This window comes from Caballeronia sp. dw_19, assembly GCF_018449515.1.
Classification (GTDB): Bacteria; Pseudomonadota; Gammaproteobacteria; order Burkholderiales; family Burkholderiaceae; genus Caballeronia.
In genome coordinates, this window is sequence record NZ_JAAVUQ010000005.1 from 162,865 (window position 1) to 178,284 (window position 15,420).

The 15,420-nt window shown below is 59.1% G+C and carries 17 protein-coding genes; 5 read left to right on the plus strand and 12 right to left on the minus strand.

The features are described 5' to 3' along the window. Positions 1-203: 203 nt before the first annotated feature. Together lysS and HB376_RS09325 are read left to right on the plus strand one after the other, a co-directional pair. Positions 204-1,730, plus strand: coding sequence for a lysine--tRNA ligase (gene lysS, locus HB376_RS09320; protein ID WP_213763306.1), 1,527 nt, complete (start codon positions 204-206; stop codon positions 1,728-1,730). 317 nt (positions 1,731-2,047) lie between these two features. Further along, entirely contained in the window at positions 2,048-2,794 is a 747-nt protein-coding gene (locus HB376_RS09325) for a glycine zipper 2TM domain-containing protein (RefSeq protein ID WP_213763307.1), read from the plus strand. A gap of 112 nt (positions 2,795-2,906) precedes the next feature. On the opposite strand, the gene iscX is transcribed toward HB376_RS09325, so the two are convergent. From iscX to HB376_RS09375, 10 genes are all read right to left on the minus strand, one after another. Next, positions 2,907-3,104, minus strand: coding sequence for a Fe-S cluster assembly protein IscX (iscX, locus tag HB376_RS09330; protein WP_213763309.1), 198 nt, complete (start codon positions 3,102-3,104; stop codon positions 2,907-2,909). A 36-nt stretch (positions 3,105-3,140) separates the two neighbouring features. Beyond that, a complete protein-coding gene (gene fdx, locus HB376_RS09335) occupies positions 3,141-3,482 on the minus strand; it encodes an ISC system 2Fe-2S type ferredoxin (protein ID WP_060816902.1) in 342 nt (113 codons plus the stop codon). A gap of 54 nt (positions 3,483-3,536) precedes the next feature. After that, positions 3,537-5,402, minus strand: a complete 1,866-nt coding sequence (gene hscA, locus HB376_RS09340; protein ID WP_213763311.1) for a Fe-S protein assembly chaperone HscA — start codon at positions 5,400-5,402, stop codon at positions 3,537-3,539. A gap of 51 nt (positions 5,403-5,453) precedes the next feature. After that, on the minus strand, positions 5,454-5,978 hold the full coding sequence (gene hscB / locus HB376_RS09345) for a Fe-S protein assembly co-chaperone HscB (protein WP_213763313.1): 525 nt from the start codon (positions 5,976-5,978) through the stop codon (positions 5,454-5,456). Positions 5,979-6,090: 112 nt separating this feature from the next. After that, positions 6,091-6,414: an iron-sulfur cluster assembly protein IscA gene (iscA, locus tag HB376_RS09350; RefSeq protein WP_213763315.1), complete on the minus strand. Its 324-nt coding sequence runs from the start codon at positions 6,412-6,414 to the stop codon at positions 6,091-6,093. Positions 6,415-6,577: 163 nt separating this feature from the next. Further along, positions 6,578-7,006, minus strand: a complete 429-nt coding sequence (iscU, locus tag HB376_RS09355; protein WP_213763317.1) for a Fe-S cluster assembly scaffold IscU — start codon at positions 7,004-7,006, stop codon at positions 6,578-6,580. A gap of 81 nt (positions 7,007-7,087) precedes the next feature. After that, positions 7,088-8,311 (minus strand): IscS subfamily cysteine desulfurase, encoded by a 1,224-nt coding sequence (locus tag HB376_RS09360; RefSeq protein WP_213763319.1) that lies wholly within the window; start codon positions 8,309-8,311, stop codon positions 7,088-7,090. Positions 8,312-8,399: 88 nt separating this feature from the next. Further along, a complete protein-coding gene (gene iscR, locus HB376_RS09365; RefSeq protein ID WP_213763320.1) occupies positions 8,400-8,927 on the minus strand; it encodes a Fe-S cluster assembly transcriptional regulator IscR in 528 nt (175 codons plus the stop codon). A 149-nt stretch (positions 8,928-9,076) separates the two neighbouring features. After that, the gene (locus HB376_RS09370; protein ID WP_213763321.1) at positions 9,077-9,559 is read right to left on the minus strand and encodes a low molecular weight protein-tyrosine-phosphatase; all 483 of its coding nucleotides are present in this window, start codon (positions 9,557-9,559) and stop codon (positions 9,077-9,079) included. Positions 9,560-9,711: 152 nt separating this feature from the next. Continuing rightward, a complete protein-coding gene (locus tag HB376_RS09375; RefSeq protein WP_213763322.1) occupies positions 9,712-9,954 on the minus strand; it encodes a hypothetical protein in 243 nt (80 codons plus the stop codon). Between the two features lie 279 nt (positions 9,955-10,233). Between HB376_RS09375 and HB376_RS09380 the strand changes: the two genes are divergently transcribed. Further along, the gene (locus HB376_RS09380; RefSeq protein WP_213763324.1) at positions 10,234-10,794 is read left to right on the plus strand and encodes a hypothetical protein; all 561 of its coding nucleotides are present in this window, start codon (positions 10,234-10,236) and stop codon (positions 10,792-10,794) included. Between the two features lie 184 nt (positions 10,795-10,978). Then, a complete protein-coding gene (locus HB376_RS09385) occupies positions 10,979-11,776 on the plus strand; it encodes an IclR family transcriptional regulator (protein ID WP_213763326.1) in 798 nt (265 codons plus the stop codon). 104 nt (positions 11,777-11,880) lie between these two features. Here HB376_RS09385 and pbpG read toward each other — a convergent pair whose 3' ends face one another. Together pbpG and HB376_RS09395 are read right to left on the minus strand one after the other, a co-directional pair. Continuing rightward, the gene (pbpG, locus tag HB376_RS09390) at positions 11,881-13,080 is read right to left on the minus strand and encodes a D-alanyl-D-alanine endopeptidase (protein ID WP_213763328.1); all 1,200 of its coding nucleotides are present in this window, start codon (positions 13,078-13,080) and stop codon (positions 11,881-11,883) included. 454 nt (positions 13,081-13,534) lie between these two features. Continuing rightward, entirely contained in the window at positions 13,535-14,494 is a 960-nt protein-coding gene (locus HB376_RS09395; RefSeq protein ID WP_213763330.1) for a histone deacetylase, read from the minus strand. A gap of 318 nt (positions 14,495-14,812) precedes the next feature. Here HB376_RS09395 and HB376_RS09400 point away from each other — a divergent pair, with 318 nt between their 5' ends. Next, the gene (locus HB376_RS09400) at positions 14,813-15,385 is read left to right on the plus strand and encodes a phasin family protein (protein WP_213763332.1); all 573 of its coding nucleotides are present in this window, start codon (positions 14,813-14,815) and stop codon (positions 15,383-15,385) included. Positions 15,386-15,420: the final 35 nt, after the last annotated feature.

Sequence of the window (15,420 nt, forward strand, 5' to 3'; positions counted from 1 at the left end):
GCGCCAACCGCATCGTTTCGACGTTGCTTCGTTCACGGCAATCCATCGCAGCATTGCATCGCTAATATTTTGCGACCATCCGTGTGCCTGTGTTCCTGCGCTGTGTTTCAACCTTGTCATTCACGCGGTGAAACGCAAACAACCTGGACGCAGTTCAGGCCCACGACCACGCCGCAATCATCGCACTCAAAGCCAAACACATCATGACCGAACCGACTCAGCCGGGCGCAGCTCCCGAACTGGAAGAAAACCAGATCCTCGCCGAGCGTCGCGACAAACTCCGTGCGCTGCGTGAGCAAGGAATCGCATTTCCGAACGATTTCCGGCCGACACACCAAGCCGCCGCGCTGCAATCCGACTACGCCGATAAAGACAAGGAAGCGCTCGAAGCCGAGCCGCTGCAAGTCGCGGTCGCGGGCCGGATGATGTTGAAACGCGTGATGGGCAAGGCCAGTTTTGCGACGGTGCAAGACGGCAGCGGCCAGATCCAGTTCTTCATCACGCCCGCCGACGTCGGCCAGGAAGTCTACGACGCGTTCAAGAAGTGGGATCTGGGCGACATCATCGCGACGAAGGGTGTTTTGTTCCGCACGAACAAGGGCGAATTGTCGGTGCGTTGCACGGAACTGCGCCTGCTGACCAAAGCGCTGCGCCCTCTTCCCGATAAATTCCACGGCCTCGCCGATCAGGAAATGCGCTATCGCCAGCGTTATGTCGACCTGATCGTGACGCCGGAAACGCGCCAGACGTTTATTGCGCGCACGAAAGCGTTCGCGTCGATCCGCAGCTTCATGGCGAAGGCGGATTTCATGGAAGTGGAAACGCCGATGCTGCATCCGATTCCCGGCGGCGCGGCAGCGAAGCCGTTCGTCACGCATCACAACGCGCTCGACATGCAGATGTTCCTGCGTATCGCGCCGGAACTGTATTTGAAGCGCCTGGTTGTCGGTGGCTTCGAACGCGTGTTCGAAATCAACCGGAATTTCCGTAACGAAGGCGTGTCGCCGCGACACAACCCCGAGTTCACCATGATGGAGTTCTACGCCGCGTACACGGACTACACGTGGATGATGGACTTCACCGAAGCGCTGATCCGTCAGGCGGCCATCGATGCGCGCGGCGACGCGAACATCGTGTATCAAGGGCGTGAACTGGATTTGTCGAAGCCGTTCCATCGGTTGACGATCTGCGAAGCGATCCAGAAATACGCGCCGCAATACACGAACGAACAACTCGCCGATGCCGCGTTCCTGCGCACCGAGTTGAAGAAGTTCGGCGTCGATGCATCGCAGCCGCAGTTTTTGAACGCAGGCGTCGGTTCGTTGCAACTCGCGCTGTTCGAGGAAACGGCCGAATCGCAATTGTGGGAGCCGACGTTTATTGTCGACTATCCGCTGGAAGTCTCGCCGTTGGCGCGGGCATCGGACACGGCTCCGGGCATTACGGAACGCTTCGAGTTGTTCATTGTGGGGCGTGAGATTGCGAACGGTTTCTCGGAGCTGAATGATCCGGAAGATCAGGCAGCGCGGTTCCAGAAACAAGTCGACCAGAAAGATGCCGGCGACGAGGAAGCCATGTTCTACGACGCCGACTACATTCGCGCGCTGGAACACGGCATGCCGCCGACGGGCGGCTGCGGAATCGGTATCGACCGGCTGGTCATGTTGCTGACCGATAGCCCAAGCATTCGCGACGTCATCCTGTTTCCGCATTTGCGTCGCGAAGACTGAGCGCACGCAGGGACGGCAAGTTTGTAAAAAAGGTGCGAAAGCGCCTTTTTTTCGTCCTGAAGAATGGCTGGATTTGTAACTTTCGGTAAAAACCTCCATCCAAGACTACCGCTTGACGCCGGCTTTATCTGGAAAACCCTTATAAAACAAAGCCATCCGGCACATCTTCAATCCGGTGCGTTTCTTGCGACTGATGGATACCTGGAAACGTTACAAATTGACAAACCTTACGCTTCAGATTGTTCGACACTGCTTTCGTGAATGAGCAACGTCACACCCGGTAATGCCACACTCTGCCTTGAGACGGAGGTCCAAAAATGGATAACAGCAACAACATGACCACATCGAATTCACCGAATCCCGACGCGCCACGCGACCGCAAGATTCATCCGCTGGTGGCAACCGCCGCGGGCGCGGTGATCATTGCCAGCCTTGCTGCCACGGCAGCAGTCACCGGACTGTTCCCGAAAGCATCGAGTACGTCCCCGACCAACGACCAGACCCAGGCCGCGCAAGTTGCGACGCAACCGGCAACGCAACCCGCCGAGCCCACTGCTGCTCAGCAACAGCAGGCGCAGCAGGACCAGCTTGCTCAACAGCAAGCTCAGCAGCGCGCGGCAGCCCAGCAGCAACAACAGCAACAGGCGGCACCTCCTCAGATGGCACAGCAGCAGCCTGTCCCTGCGCAGCAGCCTAACTACGCACAGCAGCAACCCGCTCAACCCGCCTATTGCTCGACGTGCGGTACGGTGGAAGCGATCTCGGCCGTACGGCATGAAGGGCAGGGAACCGGCATTGGCGCGGTGGGCGGCGCGGTCGCAGGCGGCCTTATCGGGAATCAGTTCGGACGCGGAGGCGGTCGAACTGGCATGACGATTCTCGGCGCGCTCGGCGGTGGCCTGGGCGGCAATGCGGTCGAAAAACATCTGCGCAGCGAAACCGATTATTCGGTACGCGTGCGGATGGAAAGCGGCAAGACGCGTTACTTCACGTATCGCCAAGCGCCGCCGTTCAGTCAAGGGCAACGCGTGCGGATTGAAAACGGCACGCTGGCTGCGGGCTGATTTATAGCCGGAAATTTCAGAAACGAAGCCACAAAAGCAAAACGGCGATTCCCGATGGAATCGCCGTTTTGCCTTGTCCGCAGCGTTTGCGGTTCGAGAAAACCAACCGGATTCAATAATCCGCGTCTTCAATCCACGCCGCCTGGATCGCTTCGAGAATCTTCTCGTTGGACCTTGCAGGGTCGTCGTCGAAGCCCGGAAGCTCTGTCACCCAGCGATGCAAATCCGTAAATCGCACGAATTGCGGATCGACGTTCTGATGCGCGTCGGTCAGTGCCATCGCGATATCCTGCGTATCTGTCCACTTCATGGCGAGCGCTCCTGTCTCGTGGTCGCTGATTTAAGTTCAGTGATTCTCTTTGGCGTGGTTGATGGTGTAGCGCGGAATCTCGACAACCAGATCCTCGTCCGCCGGCGCCATCGCCTGACATGATAACCGCGACGTCGGCTCAAGTCCCCAGGCCTTGTCGAGCAAATCGTCCTCGTCCTCCTCCGACGGCACAAGCGCGTTGAAACCCTCGCGAATGATCACGTGACAGGTCGTGCACGCGCACGATTTTTCGCACGCATGTTCAATCTCGATGCCGTTGTCCAGCAAGTTGTCGCAAATGCTCTTCGACGTATCCGCGTCAATCACAGCGCCGTCAGGACACAATTCCACGTGGGGTAATACTACGATCTGAGGCATGAATTTCTTTCCGTTCTTTGTACGTGAGAGGCTCGGCGCGTCGTCAGTGAATAGTCAGACTTCGTCGAGCCTGCGGCCGGCGAGCGCGCGGCGAATGCTCTTGTTCATGCGGCGGGCAGCGAATTCATCGGTGGCGGCGGCAAGCTCTTTCGTCGCCGTTTCGATGGCATCAACGCTGTCCCCGCCCGTGACCGCCGAGAGCTTGACGATCAGCGCTTCAATGTTGACCCGCTCCGCTTCGTCCAGCAGTTCACCGTCCACGCCGAGCGCCGCCTGCGATGCTTCCACCAAGCGCTGCGCGTCGACCTGCGCCTCGCGCAACGCACGGGCGCGCATGTCGACTTCGGCGGTCGTGAAGCTTTCTTCCAGCATGCGGGCGACGTCGTCATCGGCGAGACCGTAGGATGGCTTCACCACCACCGACGCCTCCACGCCCGACAATTGCTCGCGCGCGAACACGGATAACAACCCGTCCGCGTCTACCTGATACGTCACGCGAATGCGCGCAGCACCGGCGGCCATGGCGGGAATGCCCCTTAACTCGAAACGCGCGAGGGAACGGCAGTCCGAGACCAGCTCGCGCTCGCCTTGCACGACGTGGATTGCCATCGCCGTCTGGCCATCTTTGAAGGTCGTGAAATCCTGCGCGCGTGCGACCGGAATGGTCGAGTTGCGCGGAATGATCTTCTCGGTCAATCCGCCCATGGTCTCAACGCCGAGCGACAGCGGAATGACATCGAGCAGCAGCCAGTCATCGCCTTCTCCGCGACGATTTCCCGCGAGCAGGTCCGCCTGGATGGCGGCACCGAGCGCCACGACCTGATCCGGATCGAGATTGGTCAACGGCGGCTGGCCGAAGTAAGTTTGCACCGCGCGGCGGATCACCGGCATGCGCGTGGCACCGCCAACGAGCACCACACCCTTGATCTCGGCGGGCGCGACCTTGGCGTCGCGCAAGGCCTTGCGCGTGGGAGTCAAAGTGCGGGCGACCAGTGCGTCAGTCAGCGTAGCGAAGTCGCTTTCGGTGATAGTGAAATCGATTTGCTTGCCATCGGACAACGTGGCTTGAATGGTGGCCTCAGGCGCGTCGGACAGCGCTTCCTTAGCCGTGCGCACGCGATCCAGCAGCAGACGCACGTCTTCCGGCGTAGCGGGCGTTACCTTGGATTTCACCAGCACATGCCGATACAGCATCGCATCGAAATCGTCGCCGCCGAGCGCTGAATCGCCGCCCGCTGCGAGCACTTCGAACACGCCCTTCGTGAGCTTGAGGATCGACAGATCGAAGGTCCCGCCGCCCAGGTCATACACGGCATACAAACCTTCCGATGCATTGTCCAGCCCGTACGCAATCGCCGCGGCGGTCGGTTCGTTCAGGAGGCGCAGCACGTTCAAACCGGCGAGTTTCGCGGCGTCTTTCGTGGCTTGCCGCTGGGCTTCATCGAAGTAAGCAGGAACCGTGATCACCGCGCCGACCAGCTCGTCGGCAAGCGTGTCTTCCGCGCGATATCGCAGCGTCGCCAAAATTTCCGCCGATACTTCCACCGGACTTTTCACGCCGTCGATGGTGCGAATCTGTACCATGCCGGGTGCATCGACGAAATCGTACGGCGCGTTTTCCGCCCCTTCCACTTCGCTTTTGCCGCGGCCCATGAAGCGCTTCACCGACACAATGGTATTGCGCGGATCGAGCGCCGCTTCTTCCTTCGCCACGCGGCCGATCCGCCGGCCGCCCTTCTCCAGATACCGGACCACTGACGGCAGCAAGTAATGGCCGTCTTCGTCGGGCAGCACTTCGGCCACGCTGTTGCGCACGGCGGCAACCAGCGAATTGGTCGTACCGAGGTCGATACCCACAGCTACCCGCCGCTGATGCGGCGCCGGAGCCATGCCGGGTTCTGAAATTTGCAGTAAAGCCATCGTTGATCTAGTGGGGGTTGGTGTCGTCTGGTTTTATATATGGCGTCAGGCTCAGTCGAGCTTCTCGATCTGCACGCCGATCTCGCTCGCCACGCGCTCAATGAACATCAGCTGGCGCACGGCTTCGCTCGCCGCCTGGTCGGAATGGCTGTCGATCAGCGCCGCTAGTTTTTCAAAGCGGATACGTTCCTGATCGCGCAACTCACGGAGCAAGTCTTCGAGCGCGCCAAGGTTCCTGGCGTCAGCCGCGTCCTCTATGTTTTCGCGCCATTCCATTTGCTGCATCAGGAAGGCCGGTTCCATCGCGGTGTTGTTCTCCGCGTCGGCATGCACGCCACGCAGCGACAACATATACGTTGCCCGCTTTAGCGGATCGCGCAACGTCTGATACGCCTCGTTCGCCCGCGTGGCCCACTGCATCGCGACGCGTTTCTGCGCGTCGCCAGCGGCCGCAAAACGATCGGGATGAACCTGCGCCTGCACCGTCCGGTACGCGTCGTCGAGTGTTTTTGCATCGATGGCGTAGGTCGGCGGGAGGTCAAACAGATCGAAGTGACTGTCGTTGAGCGTTGCCATGTTGAAAATGAGTGAAAGATCAGCGGAAAGCAGGGCTAAGAGAGACTTCTAAACCGGCGGCATTAAAGAAAAAGGCGGCACGCGCCGCCTCTTTTGCTGTTCTTGCGCCGCGCTATACGCGAAACGATTCGCCGCAACCGCACTCGTCTTTCACGTTCGGGTTATTGAACTTGAACCCTTCGTTCAGCCCTTCGCGCGCGAAATCCAGCTCGGTCCCGTCGATATAAGCCAGGCTCTTCGGATCGACAATGATCTTCACGCCGCTCGACTCGAACACCTGGTCTTCCGGCGCGAGTTCGTCCACATACTCGAGCTTGTAAGCGAGGCCCGAGCAGCCGGTTGTGCGCACGCCGACGCGCAGGCCAACGCCCTTGCCGCGTCGAACCAGATACTTCTGCACGTGTTGTGCTGCCTTGTCCGTCAACGTGATTGCCATAGTCTCTCATCAGCAGCCGCTCGCCCGGAGTCAATCGTTTCTCCGGCCGCCACGCTGCAGCCTTGCTTTGAATCGAAAACCAGAGCGCCTGAAGTCAACTGATCGACTAACTGATCACCCAAGCGCCCTTCCCGGAACCTGATTGCTGATTACTACCTACCGCTTAAGCCGCGTGTTGCTTCGCTTCAACCGGAGCAGCTTCCACCGTGCCCGCACCATGACGTTGCTTGTAGTCAGCAACGGCGGCCTTGATTGCGTCTTCGGCCAGGATCGAACAGTGAATCTTTACCGGAGGCAGTGCCAGTTCTTCGGCAATGTGCGTGTTCTTGATCTCCAGCGCCTGATCCAGCGTCTTGCCCTTCACCCACTCGGTCACGAGCGAGCTGGAAGCAATAGCCGAACCGCAGCCGTATGTCTTGAACTTCGCATCCTCGATCACGCCGTCCGCGCCCACGCGGATCTGCAGCTTCATCACGTCGCCACATGCCGGCGCGCCGACCATGCCGGTGCCGACGGTGTCATCGTCCTTGCCGAACGAACCGACATTGCGCGGGTTTTCGTAATGGTCCAGAACCTTGTCGCTATAAGCCATGATCAAACTCCTTGAATTCGTATGCGTGTGCGTTCAAACATGAGCGCAAATGAGCCGCCGTCAAAGCGGCCAGCCAAGCGCTTAATGCGCAGCCCACTGAATCGACGAAATGTCGATACCGTCCTTATGCATTTCCCAAAGCGGCGACAGATCGCGCAATTTCTGAATCTTGCCCTTGAGCAAGTTAATCACGTAATCCACGTCCTGCTCGGTCGTGAAGCGGCCAACCGTAAAACGGATCGAGCTGTGCGCGAGCTCGTCGTTGCGGCCAAGCGCCCGCAACACATAAGACGGTTCCAACGAAGCCGACGTACATGCCGAACCCGACGATACCGCCACGTCCTTCACCGCCATGATCAACGATTCGCCTTCCACGAAGTTGAAGCTGATGTTGAGGTTATGCGGCACACGGGTTTCCATGTCGCCATTCACATACACCTCTTCCATCTCCTTCAAGCCGTTGAGCAAGCGGTCACGCAACATGCGGATGCGCTCGTTTTCAACGGCCATTTCTTCGCGCGCGATCCGGAACGCCTCGCCCATGCCGACGATCTGATGCGTGGCCAGCGTGCCCGAGCGCATACCGCGCTCGTGACCGCCGCCGTGCATTTGCGCTTCAATACGGATACGCGGCTTGCGACGCACGAACAACGCGCCGATACCCTTCGGGCCGTACGTCTTGTGCGCCGAAAACGACATCAGGTCGACCTTCTGCTTTTGCAGATCGATCTCAATCTTGCCGGTCGCTTGCGCTGCATCGACGTGAAATATGATGCCCTTTGCACGCGTGATCTCGCCGATCGCCGCCACGTCCTGGATCACGCCGATCTCGTTGTTCACGCTCATCACGGAAACCAGGATGGTGTCCGGACGGATGGCTGCCTGAAACTTGTCCAGGTCGAGCAAACCGTCGTCCTTCACATCCAGGTAGGTGACTTCGAAACCTTCGCGTTCGAGTTCACGGCAGGTATCGAGCACGGCCTTGTGCTCGGTCTTCACCGTGATGATGTGCTTGCCCTTGCTCTTGTAGAAATGCGCCGCGCCCTTGATGGCGAGGTTGTCCGATTCGGTGGCGCCCGACGTCCAGATGATTTCGCGCGGGTCACAATTGACCAGCTTCGCGACGTTCTCGCGCGCTTCCTCGACAGCCCGCTCCGCGTCCCAGCCGTATTGGTGGCTACGCGATGCCGGATTGCCGAACTGCTCGCGCAGATACGGAATCATCTTGTCCACCACGCGCGGATCGACCGGGGTCGTTGCGCTGTAGTCCATGTAAATGGGCAGGTGGGGAATGTCGTTGTTCATCAGTTGCTCCGGGGATATGACTCAATTGGCTCGTTCAAGGCGAGACGGCCGCGTCATTGAATAGATACTCAAATAAACGCGGCAGCCGTCAGCCGGCCAGGTTGAAAACGGAATTCGGTCCTTTCGGCGCCACGCGCACCGGTTCCACGCCCGCCGATTCGGTACGCCGGTCGCGCAATACCGCTGGCGATCCTTCGCGTGCGCGCTGCTGGTCGACGAGATCTTTCAGCGAGACCGAGTCGAGATACTCGACCATCTTCTGATTGAGCGTAGACCAGAGTTCGTGGGTCATGCAGTGGCCGTCGTGCTGCTTGGTGCCTTCGCAAGCACCCTTGCCACCGCATTGCGTGGCGTCGATAGGCTCGTCCACCGCAATAATGATGTCTGCGACCGTGACGTTCTCGGCGCGGCGCGCAAGATTGTATCCACCGCCCGGACCGCGCACCGACTCGACAATCTCGTGCCGGCGCAACTTGCCGAACAACTGTTCGAGATAGGACAACGAGATATGCTGGCGCTGGCTGATTCCTGCCAGCGTCACCGGGCCCTGCTCCTGGCGTAAAGCCAGGTCGATCATCGCCGTGACGGCGAAACGGCCTTTCGTGGTGAGTCTCATAGTTTGTAAGCTACCGGGGGCTACGGCTAATACTGGATGATTTTGGTCAAGTATAAATAGCCTACGGATTTAGTCAAGTATCTACAGGCATTTTCTTAGGAATTTGCTGAGAATATTGCACCGATTGAAACCTGCTTCCGGGGCCGCGATCAGACCACCAACTGTGTGCGAAGCGCTCGCAGCAAGCCTTCGCAGGCATCCTCGCACTGATCGAGCACGCGCTCGAAGCCTTCGTCGCCGCCAAAATACGGGTCGACGACCACACGGCTGTCGTCACGGGTCGCGAACTCCATCAGCAACCGGATCTTGTCGCGATACTCCGCCGGACACGCTTCGGTCAGCGCGGCGGCGTTGGCGTCGTCCATCGCGATAAGCAGATCGAACCGCGCGAAATCTTCGGGGCTGACCTGCCGGCCGCGCAACGGTGACAAGTCGTAACCCCGTTTCCGGGCAGCGCGCTGTGCGCGTTCGTCGGGCGGCTGGCCGATATGCCAATCGCCGGTACCGGCGGAATCCACTACGATCTTGTCAGATAGCCTCGCACGTCCCACCTGATGCAACATCACCGCTTCGGCGCTCGGCGAACGGCAGATATTGCCCAGGCACACGAAACAGACGGCGATAGTGGTCATCAGATTCCAGGCATCGTTTGGCTTGAGCGCGATTTGCAATTCGGCTGCCCCGGGCCGACCGGACGGGTCCGCGCGAAGCAGTCCCGAATTATACAAAAGACGGCGTTTGCACGCCCGAGCGGACTCCCCGCAGCCCTAACAGTCGCCCCTGCTCAGAACGTCCCCGAAACAGCCGTAACCGACGTCCCGTTAGCCGGTCGATATCCATTGCCGGCGTTATCGGACTCGACAAGTCCCAGTGAAATCGCACGCGCGAATTCCGCACTGACACTTGCGGCGCTTTGCGGATGGGGCGCTGCAGCCCCGGCAATCGGGTGGATCGCATGGCAGTAGCCGGCGAGTGCGAGTGGTACGAGCATCGCAATGGGCCAGTAGGTCGATATTGTCTTTTTCATTTTCAAACCCCTTCTCAGGTCCTGTGGGCTGACGGGCCCACTTCCAGACAATGAGATTTTAAGGGTTTGCACTTATCCCATAAAGATGCCCCAGCACAAAGCATTGTTGCAGTCCTGTCAACAGCGTATGACATGTCGGCGTTGTGTTTGGTGGTTCATGAGCAATTCCTGCCACTGTCACTCTGTCACTGCGGAGATAAAACTTTACAAACTTCTTGCGATATCCTCTCCGCGAAACTGTCAGATACGGTAATTAGTTTAAGGAACGTCTTTCCGCTCATGATGAAACTCACAGTTACAAGCCTGATCCTCGCTTCGTCCGCCTTGGTCGCCGGCTGCGCCGTCTACCCGGACGGCACGCCCGCTTACGCGACAGGCGGCGGTTATTCCGCATATCCCGCTTACCCGGGCTCTCCGCCTCCCCCGCCCGGCTACGAAGCCGGTGACGGTTACGGTTATGGCTATGGCGCACCGGTCGTGCAGTCGGGCGTGATCATCAATGGGGGCGGCGGATACTACGGCGGCCCCGGCCCGCGCTATTGGAACGACGGTCCCGGTTATCGCCGCCCGCCTCCTCAGGGTGGCCGGGACGATCGGGGCGGCGACCGTGGTAACCGGGGCGGTAACCGAGGAGACAACGGCGGCGGTGACCGGGGCGGTCATGGCGGGCCGCAAGCGGGTGGACCGCAAGGAGGCAGGCCGCAGCCGCAAGCGGGCAATCCGGGCCGGCCGGCGCCAACACCCGCACCGCAGGCGCAGCAGTCACGCGGATCTACGCCGTATGTCGGCCGCTCTCTCTGGGGTAAGCAGCCGGCGCAACAACCCGAGCATAACCACTAGGGCCTTTGCTCCCCTGACTTGCAGACAAAGCCGCCCGAAGCCTTTTCAGGTTCCGGGCGGCTTTTCTTTTTATCTGCAGAAAATCTGGCATGTGGCGGCTATCGTGCCGCTGAGCCTTTCGCACTTTTCACAATACGAGATACAATCATTATTCCGCTGTTTGACGTATCAACTGATTTTCTCCATGAGCGATACGAACCCGGAATCCCGAACGTCCATACAGGTGATCGAGCGCATGATGCGCCTGCTCGACGCGCTCGCCGCGCACACCGATCCCGTCAGCCTGAAAGAACTCTCGCAGAGCACGTCGCTGCATCCGTCCACCGCGCATCGCATCCTGAATGACATGGTGACGTGCCGTCTGGTCGATCGATCGGACCCCGGCACGTATCGGCTTGGCATGCGCTTGCTCGAGCTCGGCAATCTGGTCAAGGCGCGGCTCTCGGTGCGCGAAGCCGCGATGCCGCCCATGCGCGAATTGCATCGGCAGACAGGCCAGACGGTCAATCTCTCGGTCCGCCAGGGCGATGAGATCGTCTATATAGAACGGGCTTATTCCGAACGCTCCGGCATGCAGGTCGTGCGCGCGATCGGCGGCCGTGCACCGCTGCATCTGACGTCGGTGGGGAAACTCTTTCTCGCGGCCGACGAATCCGCCCGCGTGCGCGCGTACGCCACGCGAACCGGCCTCTCCGGCCACACGCAGAACAGCATTACGGATATCGGCAAGCTCGAGCGCGAATTGTCCTTCGTGCGCAGCCAGGCGTGCGCCCGCGATAACGAGGAGCTGGAACTGGGGGTTCGCTGCATCGCCGCCGGCATCTACGACGATACGGGGCGGCTTGTCGCCGGCCTGTCGCTTTCGGCGCCTGCGGATCGGCTGCAAGACTCATGGCTGAATCAACTGAGCGGCACCGCGCTAGAGATTTCGCGCTCGCTTGGATATCGTCCGGAAGCTACCGCGGATTCACAGCAGCGCTGATATTTTCCGTGCGAGTACGAAAGATTCGAAACATTCGTAGTCGATAAAAAAACCGGCCTGATCGTTCGATCAGGCCGGTTTTTTAACGTCGAGACTCAAACGATTCAGGTACCACCGCCGCCTGCATCGGCGCTGGTGATATGCGGCTCGCCAGCGGTCTCCAGGAAACCGCGCAAACGGCCGGCATCGGCGAAACGCGAATATTTGCCTGATGAGTCCAGCAAGACCATCACGACCGGACGGCCATGAATGGTCGTCTGCATCACCATGCATTCGCCTGCTTCGTTAATGAAACCGGTCTTCTGCAAGCCGATGTCCCAACTCGGATTCCGGATCAGCGCATTCGTGCTGTTGTAGGCCAGATTGCGCTTGCCGGTAAACACGTCGTAGCTGCGATCGGTCGAGAACTTGCGAATCAACGGATATTGATACGCCGCGTTCACCATCTTCACGAGATCGCGGGCGCTCGAAACGTTCTGGCTCGTCAATCCGGTCGAATTCTCGAAGTGCGTGTCGGTCATGCCGAGCATCTTCGCTTTGGCGTTCATTGCAGCGATAAAACCAGGACGCCCATTCGGGTAGTAACGCGACAACGCCGCGGCCGCCCGATTTTCCGATGCCATCAGCGCGATATGCAGCATGTCTTCGCGGTTGAGCTCAGAGCCGACCGAAAGACGCGAACCCGTGAATTTCTCGTAGTCGCGATCTTCGTCCGTCACCGTGATTTCTTCGGTCAGCGGCGCCTTGGAGTCGAGCACGACCATGGCCGTCATCAGCTTCGAAATTGAAGCAATAGGCACGACGGCGCGCGAGTTTTTATCGAAGAGTGTTTCTGCTGTGTTCTGGTCCACCACGTACGCGACGCTTGAGCGCAACGCAAGGCTGTCCGGCGTATCGTGCAGGCCGAACGCCTGGCCAACGGTAGGCGGACGCGGCTGGAACGCCACCGAACGCACCGCGGCACGGCGGCCGTGCGCGTCCATCCGGTAACTTACGCGATGCCGCCGCGTGGCGCGGGGCGTCTCGTCATCCTGTACCGCAGCGGCTTGAGCGACCTTCACACCCTTCGCCGCCTTGGCATTGCGCGCAGCGACTTTCGACGACTTGGCAGTTTTAGCTTGCGGCGCAGCGACTGCGCCTTTGGCCAGCTTCTTGGTGGATTTCGAGGTTGGGGTCTTGGCAAAAGCGTCGACCGGTGCAGCCGCGAAAGACGTCGCGAGCGCCACCGACACGGCAACCGACAGTGCAGTGCGGACTGCAACGCCGTGGATCACCCTGAGCGACGAAAACATTTCGGTTTTCATTAGTGTTCTGTTCTGGACCGGCGAGAGAGTGTCGCCAGTGTAGTAAAGCTTCGAAAAATTAGCAATATTAAGCACTTATCCGCGCTACTTAAACCGGTTTGTAAGACGCGATTTATCGGAGCGAACAAATTCTGAGTTCCGATCGTAAAAAATCATCGCCGATGGCGCAATCGTTTTGACCGCCATACGCCATTGCCAGACATGGGCTATCAGCTTCATATCGGCAATAGTTTGTAAAACTTGAGGGAGATTTTTGATCTTGCCCTCAAGGCAAAAATTTCACTGATAGTGTGGACGGCGACAGGAAACGAAGCTTTTCGGCAAGACATGCCGGTTCTCAACGGCATTTCGACCGCTATCGAAAGTTTTTGTTCATACAAACTTTGACGATGTTGATCGATCTCGAATGTTAACGTCGCGTTAACACATTTGGTTTACTGAGTTTCAAACCGTTTCAAATGAAATTTACCGGGCGCAGTGTATCGGGTGCGCCTGAATCGTGCAGGGCGCCAAACGCGACGGCAGCAAGCTGAACGGTCTGGAGATGGATGTCGACGGTGACGTCGATATCGCGGCCGTAACCACCGGCCATTGTGATTGCCACGGGGATATCCCGCCCGGACGCGGCGGTGAACACGAGGGAATCGCGCCTGGCCAGGCCATCGACACTCAGTGCGAGCCGCCCCAACCGGTCATCGACGTGCGGGTCGGCGCCGGCGAGATAAATAAGCATGGCGGGTTCAAAGCGCTCGAACATCGTCGATAAAGCGCCGGAAAGCGCTTCCACATACGCGTCGTCCCCGCAGCCGTCGGGCAGCGCGATGTCGAGATCGCCGATCTCCTTGCTGAACGGATAATTCGACGTGCCGTGCAGCGACAGCGTGAAAACGCTCGGATCGTCCTGGAAGATGGCGGCGGTTCCGTTGCCCTGGTGTACGTCGAGATCGACGATCGCTATGTGCGGCGTGGGCTCGCCGCGCTCCCGCGCCTCGGCCTGTAGCGCCCGGGCCGCAACGGCCGCGTCGTTGAACACGCAGAATCCTGCGCCGTGTGACGCGTATGAATGATGCGTGCCCCCGGCCAGATTCACCCCGAAACCACCCTCCCGGGCAGCGTGACACGCAGCGATTGTCGCCCCCACGGAGCGCCGGGAACGCTCCACCATTTCAGGCGACCACGGAAAACCAATCTCCCGCTGCTCGCGGGCGTCCAACGCTCCGGTCGCCACCCGCTCGATGTAATCACCCGCGTGAACACGCGCCAGCTCGAAATCGGCTGCGATCGGCGCTTCACGCAACTCGACATTCGGCAGTTCGGCCTGCACACGCTCACGCAAAAGGTAATATTTCTGCATGGGAAACCGATGGCCGGCCGGTAGCGGCAAGACGAATCGATCGCTATAAAAGGCTTTCATTCGAAACAAAATTCCACTTTTCCAGAACTGAGATCAGTGTACCGGCAGCATTTGCGTCCTCCGCCCCAAGCTGGTGCAGCGCATCTCGAAATGTAGTTCCACTACAGAGTTCTCCACTCGTAAGCCATTGTTTAATAAGCAATCGTACGATGTTGCGGCGCACAAAAAGATACTTGACATCTTTAGGAATATCCCTAGAATAGGTTCCATGTTGCGACGCACCAATGGCTGTTCGCCTCATACGGTTTCCGGATTTCCGGTCGCCGCCAAAACCCACGACCCGCGCTGATGATGGGTCGACACTTTCAGGAGCGTGACATGACCCTTTTGACCCCGGAACAAATCGCCGCTGCAAACAAAGCTCAATTCGACACCCTCTTCGGCCTGACGAACAAGGCATTTGAAGGTCTGGAAAAGCTGCTTGAGTTGAACCTGCAAGTTGTGAAGTCGACGCTGGCTGAAAGCCAGGAAAACGCGCAACGCGTGTTGTCGGTGAAGGACGCGCAAGAACTGCTCGCACTGCAAGCCAGCCTGGCTCAGCCGGTCGCGGAAAAGGCGCTGTCGTATGGCCGTCACCTGTATGAAATTGCATCGTCGACGCAAGCTGAATTTGCCCGTGTTGCCGAAGAGCAGTACGAAGACCAGAACCGCAAGGTGCAAACGCTCGTAGAAAACGTCGCGAAGAACGCACCGGCAGGTTCGGAAACGGCTGTCGCCGTGATGAAGTCGGCCATCACTGCCGCCAACACCACGTACGAAACGATCCACAAGGCAAGCAAGCAAGCTGTCGAGATCGCGGAAAGCAACTTCAACGCAGCCGCTACGGCCGCTACGAAGGCTGCATCGCAAGCTACGGCTCAAGCTTCGCGTGCTACCAAGAAAGCGGTCTGAGCGAATTCATTCGCCGCGGTGGCGCCGGGAACTCC